The following is a 13,660-nucleotide window of genomic DNA, read 5'->3' as shown; positions in this document are numbered from 1 at the left end:
AAACGATCGGGCCGCTTTTTCGATCGCCTATCGCCCGCTGGCCCGCCGGATCGATCGCGATGCCAGCAGCAACAGCACGCCTCCCGCGAACGTGAAGAGCATCGCCGTGCCGATCCCCCAGGCCACACCCTCGGTGCCGCCGACGTAGTCGCTGATCGCGCCGATCAGATACGTGCCGGCCCCGACGCCGATGAGGTTCGCGCCCAACTGCACCAGCGAAACGGCAAGACCGCGCAGGCGCGGCCCGGCGATCGTCACGATCACCGCGTAGATCGGGCCATTGTACGAAGCGCTCAGAAAACCGCACACCATCAGCAGCGCCAGCATCGAATCGAGATCCCGGACGAGGACGGTCCCGATGCCGGTCGCCGCCGTCAGCAAAGGTATGGTGGCGCCGAACAGCGTGGTGCGCGCCGGCGCGAACCCACCTCGGCGACGGTTGACGATATCGATGACCCATCCTGCCAGGAACCCGCCCAGCGAACCGAGTCCGCCATAGGCGATCGCGATGAACATGCCTGCCCGCGCGATCGGGATGCCGTGGACGCGGATCAGGAACGTGGTGAGCCAGGTGCTCATCCCGTAGATTCCGGCGGCGATGAGCACGATCGCGCAAATGCACAGCAGCAACCCGGGCCGCCCCGCCAGCAGCCCGATGCGCTGCAAGAGGCCGAGCGGCTGGCCGGCCTCGGCCACCACCACGGCGTCGTGTGCGCCGCGTCGCGGCTCGCGGACGGTGAACAGGAGCAGCGGCGCCAGCACCAGCCCGGGAATGCCGGCCGCGACGAACGCCCATCGCCAGCCCGCCTCCTGCACGATCATGCCCCCCAGTATGAAGGCGATGGCCAGGCCGATCCCGGAACTCAGATACCATATGCCGATCGCGGTCGCGCGGCGGTCTTCCCCGAAGTAGTCGCTGAGCAGCGACATGCCCGTCGGCGATCCTCCGGCTTCCGCCACGCCCACGCAGGCCCTGCCGGCCAGCAGGGTCCAGAAGCCGGTGGCCAGGCCGCACAGCGCGGTCGCTCCGCTCCACAACGTCAGCGCCGCCGTCATCAGGTTGCGCCGATTGAACTTGTCCACCGCAATACCGAAGGGCAAGGCCGCCAGGGCGAAGAATATGCCGTAGGCAAATCCCGCCAGGATGCCGAGCTGAGTGTCGGAAAGAGCGAATTCACGGCCCAGCGGTGCCAGCACCAGACCGATGATCGCGCGATCGATCCCATGGCAGGTCTGGGCCAGCGTCAAGACGCCCAGAACATACCAGGGATACCTGCTCACCTGCGTCGCCGTGCTCATCGGGCGTGCCGCCGCGACGTCGGTTGTGTTTGCATGGTATGCCTCTCCGATTGTGCCCGATTGATCGCGCAACTTTTCTGGCGGTTTTCGTCGGTCCTGCGCTATGCTCACCGGCGGCCAGCGTTTGGCGAGAACAGATCGCCCGGCACCTATCGGCGGATAGAAGACCGGGAGACGACCTGCCTATCGAATGGCCGACGAGAAACGGGACAGGCGGAGAGGCAATGTTTCGACCGGAGAGCGATTGGACCGGACAGGGAAGGTTCGGCGTGAAGGACTTTTGTATCGAGGCGATGGCGACCGTGCAGGACGCTACCGTGGACGTGCGTCATTTCAACTGGGTCCTGCCGTCCCGCGGAATCTTCAGCCCGCAAAAGCACTACCTCGACTACTCGCTCGACAGCCAGCCACGGCGCAGCCTCATCAGGTTGGGGGCGCATAATCGGTGCATGCCGGCGGGCGATATTCTCTACATGCCCCCCCATCGCGAATATATCGGCGAGCCCGCATTGCAGGAACGCCATCTGGTTTGCGTGGCTTTGGGCGATCAGTTTCTCGACACGCTGTTCGATGGCGAACGCCCGCTGCTGGGCCTCGACCCCTGCGTGAATTTGCAGAATGCTGCGATGCGCCGCCTGTTCGAAGCGCTGGCGACGGAATTGCGCGCGCCCGGCTTCGCAAGCGCCACGATGATCCAGTCCATGCTCATGAGCATGGCCGTCGAACTGTACCGCCATCTTGGCGCGCGGGACACCGACCGATCGGGCACGCGCAATGCGCGGCAGGTGCGCCAGATCGTCGACTACGTCATGGAGAATCTCTCGGCGCCGCTGGGCATTGCCGACATCGCGCTCAACTGCAACATGAGCGTGCGCCACGTCGCGCGCGTGTTCAAGAACGACACCGGCGTAAGTCTGGGCGAATTCGTGGCGCGCAGCCGAATCGGCCTTGCGAAGGATTTGCTGCGCGGCAGTGACGTGCGCGTCAAGGAAGTGAGCTGGCGCTGCGGCTTTTCCAGCACCTCCGCATTTTCCGCCGCCTTTCGCGCCGCGACAGGGCAGACGCCCAAGGACTATCGCTGCCTGCCGCAACAGGTGCACTGAGGCCCTGTTTGAAAATGCCCGATGGGCATTGGGGATGCAGCACAGGCCCTTGCCGGGTGGAAGTATCGATCGACGGCCAAAACCTGTCGCTGTCGGGTCAATTCAGGTTCGATATCTTTGGCGGCCGCCATCCTTTGGATAGGTCCCCACGGCATCACCGCGCCGCACAACGACGGAGCGGAAATAAAAACCGTTGGGAGGCATAAATGAATAAAGCGGACATTCTCGGGAGAATCGCGATCGGCGCCATGGTTACTGCCCTTGGGCAGCCGGCGTGGGCACAGGACACTTCGACAAGAACGACCAACGAGATCCAGGACATCATCGTCACGGCACGCCGGACCGAGGAAAGCCTTCAGACGACGCCGATCGCGGTGACGGCGCTGAACTCGGAAGCGCTGACGACGGCGAAAGTCGAAAACGTCGTCGATCTTCAAGCGACGGCTCCGGGCCTGGTGATCGGACGCGGCTCGGCGGGCGGCGACGGCATCGTGTTCGTGGCCATTCGCGGCCAGGGCAACCTGCAACCGATCCTGGCGAACGACCCCGCCGTGGCGACTTATGTCGACGGCATCTATATTCCGCGCCCTTCGACCGGCATGACCGACATCCAGGACATCCAGCGCCTCGAAGTTCTGCGCGGTCCCCAGGGCACGCTGTTCGGACGCAACACCACCGGCGGCGCCATCAACATCATCACCAACGACCCCACCGACGAACTCAGCGGCAAGTTCAAGGTCGAATACGGCAACTATAACAATCTCGGTGTCCAGGCGAGCTTCAACATCCCGCTCGCGGAAGGGCTGGCGATGCGCGTCAGCGGGGCAATCAACGAGCGCGACGGCTACGGCAACAATCCCAATACCGACCGCGATTTCGCCGACAATTCAAGCAAGTTCCTGCGCGGCAAGATCAAGTACGAAGGCAACGGCTGGGACCTGACGCTGACCGGCGACTGGAACCGCCAGTCGAACCACGGCCAGCAGATCGCGCTCTGGGCGTTCAATCCGGCCATCGTGCCCGCGGCTTTCCAGCCGGGCCTCACCGCCGGTCTGCTCAGCAAGGATCACTGGTGGGAAAACACCGCCACCGGCACCGCGACCAACGCCGGCATCAGCGCGCTTCCGGCCGACGTTCAGGCGCTTTACGGCGTCCAGCCGTTCAACAAGCTGGAAGTCTACGGCTTTTCCGGAACTCTCAACGTGGAACTGGGCGGCCTCAACCTGAAGTCGATCACGGGCTATCGTCATTCGATGAACTACGGCCTGAGCGACACCGACGGCACCGCGGTCCCGTTGCTGGGCACCTATGCGGGTTCGGGTTCGTACTATATCTCGCAGGAACTGCAGATTTCGGGCGACATCACCGACAGCCTCAACTTCATCGCGGGCGCGTATGGCGGCAAGGAAAGCGGTTATGAATTCAGCCGCTCGCAGATCTTCGGCGGGCTGATCCGCGACAGTAACGCCGATGTCACCAACAAGACGCTCGGCCTGTTCGCGCAGGCCTATTACGAACTTACGTCCAACCTGCGCGCCGTGGGCGGTTTCCGCTACACCTGGGACACGCGCGACAGCGTCCTTCACAACGCGCAGGTGCTGGGCCTACCCTACAACGTAGCCGTGGCCGGCACCCCGACCGGGATCAACTGCACGGTAACGCCGACCGTCCCGGTGACGGCGACGACCTGCAACCAGGACCAGAACGCCAAGTTCAGCTATCCCTCGTGGAACTTCGGCGTCGACTGGCAGGCGAGCGACCATCTGTTCCTTTACGCCGCCACGCGTGGTGCGGCCAAGGCGGGTGGCTGGAACCTTCGTGCCGGCGGTCTGCCCGCCTTCGCGCCTGAGAAGGTCAAGGACGTCGAAGCGGGCCTCAAGGTCGACCTGTTCGATCGGCGCGTGCGCTTCAATACGGCGGTGTTCCACACCTGGAAGTCGGACAACCAGGCCATCGTCAACAGCTTCGTTCAAGGCATCGGCGTGACCCAGTACATCCAGAACAACGGCAAGGTCCGCCTCTGGGGTATCGAAGGCGAACTGACCGCAGTGCCTTGGGAAGGCATGACGGTCACCGCGAACGGGTCGCTGCAGGACGGCAAGTACGTCAAGGGCACCTTCAGCGAAATCCAGGTGGTGGCGGGCAGCGGCTGCACCAACAGTGCGGGCGTGACCAACGGATGCGTGGTCGATCTGAGCGGGCTGCCGCTGCTGCAGCTTCCCAAGAAGCAGCTCAATATCAGCGCGACGCAGAAAATCCCGGTCGGCTCGGCCACGCTCGCGGTCACCGGCGCTTACGCCTATGTCGGTGCGCAGCATTTCGATGCCGTGAAGGCCGCCGATCAGGCCTCGGCCGCGACCAAGGCGGCTTACGCAACCGAGAATGCCCTGGGCCGCGTGCCCGGTTACGGCATCTTCAACGGCCGCGTCGCCTTGCAGCTCGACGATTCCAACATCGAGATCGCCGCCTACGGCCGCAACATCTTCGACAAGAAGTACCTCCTGCGACGCTTCCCGGACCTCTACCGGACCCTGGGCATCGCCGCGGCCTACGTCGGACAGCCCGCCACGTACGGTGTCGAAGCAACGTTCAAGTTCTGAAGCACGTCCACGAATAGAGCGAAAATCCTCGGGAAAGGAAACGGGCCATCTTCCTTTCCCGAGGACCCTCATGGTCCACGAACGCCGAGGTCCCGGCGCGACAATACAACACAGTGATTTTTCGGAGATCGTCATGACCCAACTTGTGCAACAGCCATTGCCCGATCATGTCCCGCCAGAACTGGCGATGGCGCTGCCGCTGTTCTCTCGCCGGGTGGTCTATGAAAACCCGCAGGAAACGCTGATCCCGGCGATGCATGCCGACTTGCCGCCGATCACTTACGTCACCAACATCTTTCCGGGCGACCAGCCCGGCTGGCTGCTGAAGAACGCCGCCGACGTACAGGCGATGCTGCGCGATCCCGATAACTTCACCAAGAACGGCATGGGCAAGTGGGCGCAGAACATCGGCGAAAACTGGCTGGTGATTCCCACGGAAGCCGATCCGCCGGTCCACACCGCTTACCGCAAGGCGCTCAACGGGCATTTCTCGCCGCAGAAGATGTTCGCGATGAAGGAACAGGTGCGCGAACGCGCGGCCGTCCTGATCGACACCTTCAAGGATCGCGGACACTGCGATTTCATCGTCGAGTTCTCCGAGAAGTTCCCGATCTTCATCGTGCTCGATCTGCTGGGCCTGCCGCAGGAGCGAATGGCCCAGTTCCTCAAGTGGGAAAAGGAACTGCTGCACACCAACGACTGGCAGGTACGCGGCAACGCGGTGAAATGCGTCAAGGACTACCTGCTTGAGGAAATCGAGGCGCGCCGCAGGGAACCGCGCGACGATTACATCACCAAAGTGCTGGATTTCGACGTCGACGGCCGTCTCTGGACCGACGACGAAGTGCTCGGCCACTGCTTCAACCTCTACATCGGCGGTCTCGACACGGTCACCTCGCTGCTCGGCAACATCTTCAACTACCTGGCCTCGCATCCCGAGAAGCAGAACGAGCTTCGTGCCGACCCTTCGCAGATCGTGCTCGCGGTGGAGGAATTCCTGCGCGCCTTCGCGCCGGTCACGGCGTTCCGTATCGCCACCAAGGTCATCGAAATCCAGGGCCAGACGATCATGCCCGGCGAATACGTGGCGTTCTGCTCGCCGGTCGTCGGCCGCGATCCGGCGTTCTACGAAGATCCCCAGGACATCCGGTTCGACCGCAAGGCCCCGCACATGTCGCTGGGCAGCGGCATCCACAAGTGCCTCGGCATGCACCTCGCGCGGCTCGAACTGCAGATCGCGGTCGAAGAGTTCGTCAAGCGCGTCCCGGAGTTCCGGACCAAGGACGGTTTCCAGGTTCCCTATTTCGTGGGCAACATCCTGCACGTGCCCGACCTGCAACTGCAGTGGGACTGACGTAATTTTCCTGCCCCGAGCGGCTCGCGTCACCGCGACCGCTCGGGCAATTTGCGGTCAGGCCGTTTTTGCCTCGCTCGGCAGATGCTTCGCGGCAACGAGGTAGTTGAACACCGCGACGATCAGGACAAGCGCCGATATCAGCATGCTCTGCTGCAATCCCGTCGCCGACGCGGCCAGGCAACCGGGTGCCGGACTGGCGCCATGCACCGCAAGGCACTGCGCGGCATAGTCGCCCGCGAAATGGTAGTCCGCCAGCCGATCGCTCAGATAACCCAAGGCGACCGAACCGATCCCCAGCCCCGCCACCGTCTGCCCGAACGCATGCAACGCCGCCGCCGATGCGCGCATGCGCGGCTCGACCAGGGTTTGCGTCACCGTCATCACTGCAGGCGTGAAGGCGTAGAGCAGCGCCGTGGCGACGAACAGGAAACCGACCAGGACGCGCCAGTCGGACTGGTAGAGCGCCAGCAGATATAGCGGCAGCGCCATCCCGACGGTAATCGCCGGTGCCCATGCCCCCCATCGTATATCGCGTTCGATCAAGCGGCTGGCGATATTGCCGCCCGTGATCTGGCCGACCATCGTGGCGAGGCTGAACGACATCGCGAAAATCAGCCCGGCCTGCGACAGCGGCAATTCGAAACGCCGCACCAGCAGAGGGATCAGAAACAAGTTGGTCCCGAAGCCGACCAGCCCGACAAGGCCGCTGCCGCACGTCAAGTGAAGAAACGATGCCGATCGGCCAAGCCGCCGGAGAACTTCGGTGAAGCGTGGGGTCAGCGCCTTGTCGCCGGCGTCGTTGCGCTCGGGTTCGGGTATCGTCGTATAAAGCAGCAGGGCGAGCACCAGACCCGGCACACCGACCGCCGCCATCGTCCAGCGCCAGCCGAAATGCTGGGCAAAGGCGCTCCCCGCAACCGCGGCGAAGGCGCTGCCAAGCGGCGCGCCCAGCGCGATCAGCGAATATACCAGGGCGCGGCGCCCGACGGGAAACCGGTCGGAGATCATCGAAACCAGCGCCGGTGTGAAACCGGCTTCGCCCACGCCCACGCCCATGCGGCAGAGCAGCAGTTGCACGTATCCCCCGGCCGCGCCGCACAGAGCGGTCATGATCGACCACAGCACCGTAACCACAGCGATCAGGCGCACGCGATTGAAGCGCTCCGCCAGGCGGGCCAGGGGTATTCCCAACACCGCGTAGAACAGCGCGAAGGCCAGACCGCCCATCATTCCCAACTGCAGATCGCTCAATTGCAGATCGCGCCGGATCGCTTCGCCGACGACCGCGATGATCGTGCGATCGACGAAATTGATCATGAAAATCGCGCCCAGCAAGGTCAGGAACCATCGGTCCCTGGCGGCAAAGCCTGTAACTGCCATGTCTACGTTCTCTCCCAACACGGACAAGGTCTTGTCTCGCGCATTGAACATATTGAACAGATTTCTTCTCATTTGCACAATTTTTTCTTGAACTGGAAAGGGGCTTGGGCCAACAGCAAGGTCAAACTGCTATCGGGGATTCCGCCAATGAAATCGCTTTTGCTCGCTCTCACCGCCCTCACCCTATCAGCCCCCGCCTTTGCCGCCGACGCGCCTGTGATAGACCGCAACGAGGCGATCTTTTCGGCAGAAGGAACAAAGCTGGGCAAGATCGACCGCGTCCTGCCGGGGGCCGACGGCACTGCCAGCACGGTGCGCGTGATCTATCGCGGCAAGTTCATCACGATCCCGGTGCAGACGCTCAGCACCGGCGAAAAGGGCCTGACGACCAGCCTGACGAACGCCGAACTCAAGAAGCTCTGACGGTTCGCGTCAGCTCGGCAAGGTGTTGGACGGGACCCCCGGGTCCCGTCCCAACCGGCGGAGCCGCCATACACTTGAAGGTCAGGGCGACCCGCCCACCGCATCACCCGAATGCAGCGGGCATCGAACGAAGCCCTATTCCTTTACCGGCGTCAGGTTCTTCATGAAGGCCACGAAGTCCGGCCCGAACTCGGGCAGCGGCAGGCCCAGCTTTTCCGCCAGATACTGCGTCATGAAGTTGTCGTTGAGCGACTTGTTCGTCGCCGGGATGTTGCCGATCCCGACCTGACGGTCGAAGGCCCCGACCGCGACCAGCGCCATGCGTAGCGCGGCAACGATATCGTAATAGTCGAGGTGTCTGGCGGTCTGCCCGCTGGCCGCTTCCCACAGGGCAATGGTCTCATCCCGGCTCGGCAGGCCTTCGAGCCGGGGCACGCCGAAGCGGCGGCCGAACAGGTCGTCGAAATAAAGCCACCACGCCAGATCGAGTTCGGCGGGGCCCAGCGCGGCCAGTTCCCAATCGATCAGCGCGTTGACGCCGCCATCGGGCGCGAACATCACGTTCGACGGGGTCGGATCGCCCCACAGCACGTTGACGCCGGCATCGTCGGGCATATTGTCGCGGACATAGGCCATGGCGGCATCGACGATCGGCATCGCGCGCCCTTTGCCCGCCGCCTTGTGCCAGGCTTCCAGCGCGCCGACGTACTGGTCGAGTCCAGGCTTGCCGAGGTCCGGCAGGGCGAGGAACTCGAAGCCATCGTGCCAGTCGATACGCGCCATGCTGCCAAAGGCCGCGATGGCGTTGGCGAAGGTTTGGCCACGCTGGGCCGGCGTCATCTCGACGAGCCAGCCTTCCAGGTTGTAGTTGGGCTTCTGCTTGGCGCATTCGCCCTCGACCTTGCCCATCACCAGGAACGGCAGGCCCAGGATATCGGACTCCAGATGCATGCCGATCCAGGGCGGCACCGGCAGGTCGCCACGCGCATCGAGCGCGGCCATCATCTTGCCTTGAAGCGCCAGGCTGCTGCCGAACACGACCTCAAGATCGGTGGGCTGCCGGCGCACCACCAGGGTCTGGCCCCGCGCTTCGCCGGCTTCGACGTAATCGACGTCGACGAAGAATATGTCGGCCGAAAAACCGGCACCCAGCGTGACGTTCAAGGGCTTCACGACGATGTCGCGCCAGTCCGGCTTCTGCGTGGCCAGCCAGTCCTGCAACTGCACGGTGATGCGGTCGGGGGTCAGAACTTCCATGTCAGAGCCCCTTCGCGGCCAGAGCGTGCTTCAACTCGGCCGTCAGCGGCCCCATGTCCTTGGGCGAAGATCCATGGAGCAGGATCTCGTCGGCACCGGCGTCGAGGAAATCCATCAACTGGTCCGCGCAGCGCGCCGCGGTGCCTACGGCGGCCCCTTCGTCCAGCCACTGCTGCGGAAGCAGCTTGCTCACGTCGACCAGTTCCTGCCGGGTATAGGCCTGGTCGGCCGGCTTGCCGTTCAGCCCGGCGATCTTGGGATGGGCGCGAATGGCGTCCAGTACCGTCTTGTCCCAACCATTGATGTCGACGATCAGGTCGCCGAAGCCGGGCAGTTCGAAATAGGTGATAGCCCGGCCGCCCACGACGGCCTCTTCCTCCGCCTTGGGCAAGTCCGGCGCGACGATGATGTTGTGATAGATACGCACCGACATCGGATCACGCCCAGCCTTCTCGGCCGCATCGCGCACGATCTTGGTGCTGTTGCGCACGCCTTGTGCCGAGACGAAGGGGTGCAGCAGCACACCGTCGCAATGTGCGCCCGCGAATTCCAGGCTCTTGGGCCCGATGGCGGTGAAGATGATCGGCGGCGGGGTGCCGCCGTGCCGATCCGTCAGGCTGATCGCCGGGAATTTGCCGAGGATGCCATCGTAATCGACCTTCTCCCCCGCCCATAGACGGCGGCAGATCGAAATCAGATCGGCCAGCCGCTCCATGGTGATCGGCGGCGATCCCAGCATCTTCATGTAGGCAGGCACGGCCCGCGCGAACATCAGGCGGAACCGCTCGCCGCTCATCGCCTGCATCATGTCGGCGACGCTGGCCGTGACTAGCGGGTGCCGCATCGTCGCATACATGGTGCCGGTGATGCGGATCTTCGAGGTGGCCTGCGACACGGCGCCGGCCAGCACCGCCGGCTCCTTGAGCGAATAGCGTTCGGAAATCCAGACGCAGCCCAGGCCGATCCTTTCGGCCTCCTGCGCTTCCTCGATACCCCGGCGCGGATCGCTGACCCGGCCGGGCAGGATGTACGTGCCGAACTTGTCGAACAGGGCCCGCGCCCCCGGCTCCTGCGCCACGTGCCGCACTTGCGTCATCACATTCGTCCTCTCTTGTCGACGCGTCGGGATTGCCCTCGCCGTCCTTCACCGCAACCTATCAGGCGACAGGGGCGGGATGAACCTCGACATAGAGCCGGGTCAGCTTGAGCGCGGCGATCTTCCAGGTCCCGTCCTGCCGGACGTAGCGCTCGTGATAATGGCCGAACCCGGTGATCGAGGCCCCGCCGGGGATCGGGCACTTGCCCGGCGACCACACCACCCGGTCCTGCATGGCGGTGACGACATCCGCCTCGTCCTCGCGCAAGTCGATTTCCGAGGAATGGACCTGATGGGCGGAACGCGCATCGATCACGGCGAAGCGAACCTGGTCGAGGATCGCCGCATGGCCGGAGATCGGTGGATTGCCGGTGTCTTCGCGAACGTCCATCACCGCATCGGGCGTGAACAGACCGATGAAGCCGTCCCAGTCCTTGGTGTCGAGAAAGCGGCAGTAGCGGGCCTTAACCATGCGTATGGCTTCGTAGTCGAGCAGCCTTGCCAGATCGTCGGTCATGTCCGCACCCTCACCAGATCACGCGCATGTGCGCGCGCAAGGTGCGTTCGCGAATGGCCTCTGCGCGCTGCTCGGGCGTGACACGCACGGTATCGGCGGGAAGATGCGCGTTCACCTCGCTCAGCTTCACTTTCCTGATCGTCGGCGTCGGCCGCTCCTCGGTGTTGAACCAGCGCCCCTGCACCGCCCCGCGCGGATAGCCGGAGGTGTCCAGCCAGTTATGCACTCCCGGATCACGCGCGGAAATGACCGCGCGGAACACCCCATCGCCGTCTATCACCGCTTGTGCGGCGTTGAGGCTGGATTGGTTGTGGTACCAGTCGGTCGTCTCGTACAATTCGTTGGTGAGGATGAGCGACCAGTAATCGACCTCCTTGGGAATGCGCACTTCGGTGACGAGCGCTTCATCCTCGGCAAGATCGTAGGCGCCTTCGTAGTACGATTGCCGCGCCAGCCCGCTCATCTGCGAGAAGTCGACGACTTTCAACATGTTGATCAACCCTTCGTCGCGCAGTTTCTGGACCTTGTCGGGAAAGGCGAGCGCGCAGACCGCAGCCGTGCCGGGTATCTCGGCGAACCTGTGGGCGAGTTGCGCCAGCGTGGGGCGCCCTTTCGAAGCCTGCGCCGCATCAAGCCGGACGATGCCGAGGCGCGGCTCGCGCTCGATGCCCCAGTCGCATCCGACGATGCGCAGCATCAGCTTCTCGGTCTCGGGCTTGAGTTCCCACCAGTCGCCGGCATGACCTTCGGGCCGGCTGGGCGAAAGGATGACGTCGAAACCGCCGTCCGCCGCGATCTTCAGGTCGTCGAAGTCGTTGGCGTCCTGTGCGGGATGGTGCTGGCCGGTGCGCAAGGTGTCCGGCCCCAACTGCGCCAGGATCATCATGCGCGTAGTGCCGCGATCGCCGCGGATGCGGTACGTGCCGCCCTTTTCGATCAGCGCCGCCTTGTAGATTGTGTCGGCGTTGGGCTGGAAGATGTTCTGGCAGATGTTCAGTTCGGGCACGAAGATCGGGTGACTACGATCATGCATGATGGCGTCGTTGGTGGTGCGCAACACGCCCGAAAGCAGCAGTCGCAGCGATTCCTGCATGACCTGCGGGTCGTCGCGCAGACGTTCGGGAATACGCTCGCGCATCTTCTGGCCCAGCGGTCGCAACTGGTCGAGCAGGTCTTCCCATTGGTAGATGCCGGTATCGGTCATGTCCGTCTCCACTGTCTGTCTGATGCCGGGCGAGGCAAGAACGCGATCCACGGGAAGGACCGCGCCGACCAGCAAGGCCGAAGCGCCCGCGCAGATATCGCGCCTAGTGTGTGGCAAGCAGGTCCCTCAGTTCCTCGCGCCGGGCAGCGTCGATGCCGGCCGCCTCGAAATAACCCTCGATGCCGCCCCACTGGCGATCGAGCACGTCAAAGGCCCCCTGGAGGAAGCCATCGTCCACGCCGATCAGCACCGCGACCATGTCGTCCGGCGGCACGAAGCCGAAAGTCGCGTGAAGATCGTGCTTGAGGTTGCCCGACATCTTGAGATTGGCACCAAAGACATCGGACTTGCGATAATCGTCGAGGATGACCGGGCGCGGCACACCCACGAGGTCGAGGAACAGGGCCACAACGACACCCGTGCGGTCCTTGCCCGCCGTGCAATGCACCAGCATCGGCGTTTCCCCTTCCAGCAACGCGTCGGTCATCGCTGCAAGATGGCGCAGGAACGATTGCGGCATCAGGCCGTAGTTGTGAGTCATCACCTCGGTCGCCCGCCGAGCGGTCGGATCGCGGCCGAGCGATTGCCACATGTCCTCGCCCTGCGCGCGCAAGTCGGTGTTCATGTCGAGGTCGAGCAGGCGGCACTCAGGTCCGCACCACAAGTGCGGCGCCTTGTCGCGCTCCATCGACGAGCGAAGATCGGCGACCGTGCGAAAGCCGAATTCGGCAAGCTCCGCATTATGCTCGTCGAGGAAGCTGGCGGGCCCTTCCGAACGGAACAGGATGCCCGGTCGCACGGTCCGCCCGCCTGCGCATGGCAGGCCGCCCACGTCGCGGAAATTGAGACGGGAAAGCGCTGCAGTCATCAGCTAGGGTCCTTGGCGGGGGGATAAGAAGGCACGACCGCGGCCATCTGGCCAAGCAGTTCGTCCGACATCCAAACATGCTCGACGAAATGGCCCACCGTATGGCGCTCGTCGGTGTAGATGTAGCGCAGCATCTCGCCGACGCTGCCCTCGAACACGACGGGATGGCGTGCAAGGTCGAGCGAGGCGAGATGCGCCTCCCAGTTTTCGACAGGGCCAGTGATACGGGTCGCTACGTGGTGGAAACGGATCGCCAGGGCATCGCCACCGGGCAGGACGTCGCGAAACAGCGGCGCCGTATCGCCGACCGGCTCGATCAATTCGATCTCGACCCCGCCCACGACCGTCAGCGCGACCTTGAGCACCGGCCTTCCCGCCGGGTCTTCGCCGGGCTGGATATTGGTCAGTTCGAAAAAGCCGGGGGCATCGTATTCGGCCTTCATCAGGGCCATGGCCGCGACGAGATCGTTGGTCACGTAGGCGACCTGGCAGTGCTGGCTATTGGGCCGTGCAAACATGCTGAATTCCTCGATGCGCAGCGCACGCTATGGCCGGG

The 13,660-nt window shown here is 63.9% G+C and carries 12 protein-coding genes; 4 read left to right on the top strand and 8 right to left on the bottom strand.

Features of this window, described 5'->3' with window-relative positions; all coding sequences use genetic code 11:
- Positions 1-27: 27 nt before the first annotated feature.
- Positions 28-1,299 carry an MFS transporter gene (locus BES08_RS26835; RefSeq protein ID WP_069709864.1) on the bottom strand — a complete coding sequence of 424 codons (1,272 nt, stop codon included), beginning with the start codon at positions 1,297-1,299 and terminating at the stop codon, positions 28-30.
- A gap of 269 nt (positions 1,300-1,568) precedes the next feature.
- Between BES08_RS26835 and BES08_RS26830 the strand changes: the two genes are divergently transcribed.
- The 3 genes from BES08_RS26830 to BES08_RS26820 all read left to right on the top strand — a co-directional run bounded on the left by BES08_RS26830 (position 1,569) and on the right by BES08_RS26820 (position 6,356).
- Entirely contained in the window at positions 1,569-2,402 is an 834-nt protein-coding gene (locus BES08_RS26830) for an AraC family transcriptional regulator (RefSeq protein ID WP_231958466.1), read from the top strand.
- A gap of 206 nt (positions 2,403-2,608) precedes the next feature.
- Complete coding sequence (locus BES08_RS26825; RefSeq protein WP_069709862.1) at positions 2,609-5,002, top strand: TonB-dependent receptor; 2,394 nt, start codon at positions 2,609-2,611, stop codon at positions 5,000-5,002.
- Positions 5,003-5,135: 133 nt separating this feature from the next.
- The gene (locus tag BES08_RS26820) at positions 5,136-6,356 is read left to right on the top strand and encodes a cytochrome P450 (protein ID WP_069709861.1); all 1,221 of its coding nucleotides are present in this window, start codon (positions 5,136-5,138) and stop codon (positions 6,354-6,356) included.
- Between the two features lie 57 nt (positions 6,357-6,413).
- Here BES08_RS26820 and BES08_RS26815 read toward each other — a convergent pair whose 3' ends face one another.
- A complete protein-coding gene (locus BES08_RS26815; protein ID WP_231958464.1) occupies positions 6,414-7,676 on the bottom strand; it encodes a spinster family MFS transporter in 1,263 nt (420 codons plus the stop codon).
- On the opposite strand from BES08_RS26815, the gene BES08_RS34265 reads away from it, so the two are divergent.
- Positions 7,611-8,162, top strand: a complete 552-nt coding sequence (locus BES08_RS34265; RefSeq protein WP_231958462.1) for a hypothetical protein — start codon at positions 7,611-7,613, stop codon at positions 8,160-8,162. The two genes, BES08_RS26815 and BES08_RS34265, sit on opposite strands and share 66 nt — an antisense overlap.
- 135 nt (positions 8,163-8,297) lie before the next feature.
- On the opposite strand, the gene BES08_RS26805 is transcribed toward BES08_RS34265, so the two are convergent.
- The 6 genes from BES08_RS26805 to BES08_RS26780 form a co-directional block, all read right to left on the bottom strand.
- Positions 8,298-9,419 (bottom strand): phosphotransferase family protein, encoded by a 1,122-nt coding sequence (locus tag BES08_RS26805; protein ID WP_069709859.1) that lies wholly within the window; start codon positions 9,417-9,419, stop codon positions 8,298-8,300.
- A 1-nt stretch (position 9,420) separates the two neighbouring features.
- Positions 9,421-10,515 (bottom strand): TIGR03857 family LLM class F420-dependent oxidoreductase, encoded by a 1,095-nt coding sequence (locus BES08_RS26800; RefSeq protein WP_069709858.1) that lies wholly within the window; start codon positions 10,513-10,515, stop codon positions 9,421-9,423.
- A gap of 61 nt (positions 10,516-10,576) precedes the next feature.
- Positions 10,577-11,032: a nuclear transport factor 2 family protein gene (locus BES08_RS26795; RefSeq protein ID WP_069709857.1), complete on the bottom strand. Its 456-nt coding sequence runs from the start codon at positions 11,030-11,032 to the stop codon at positions 10,577-10,579.
- A gap of 10 nt (positions 11,033-11,042) precedes the next feature.
- Positions 11,043-12,236, bottom strand: coding sequence for a DUF1214 domain-containing protein (locus BES08_RS26790; RefSeq protein WP_069710205.1), 1,194 nt, complete (start codon positions 12,234-12,236; stop codon positions 11,043-11,045).
- A 103-nt stretch (positions 12,237-12,339) separates the two neighbouring features.
- Entirely contained in the window at positions 12,340-13,104 is a 765-nt protein-coding gene (locus BES08_RS26785) for a tyrosine-protein phosphatase (RefSeq protein ID WP_069709856.1), read from the bottom strand.
- Complete coding sequence (locus BES08_RS26780; RefSeq protein WP_069709855.1) at positions 13,104-13,622, bottom strand: VOC family protein; 519 nt, start codon at positions 13,620-13,622, stop codon at positions 13,104-13,106. The genes BES08_RS26785 and BES08_RS26780 overlap by 1 nt, the downstream gene beginning before the upstream one ends.
- Positions 13,623-13,660: the final 38 nt, after the last annotated feature.

It is taken from the genome of Novosphingobium resinovorum (assembly GCF_001742225.1).
Classification (GTDB): domain Bacteria; phylum Pseudomonadota; class Alphaproteobacteria; order Sphingomonadales; family Sphingomonadaceae; genus Novosphingobium; species Novosphingobium resinovorum_A.
The sequence above is the reverse complement of the archived record's forward strand: the minus strand, read 5'-3'. Positions and strand labels throughout refer to the sequence as shown.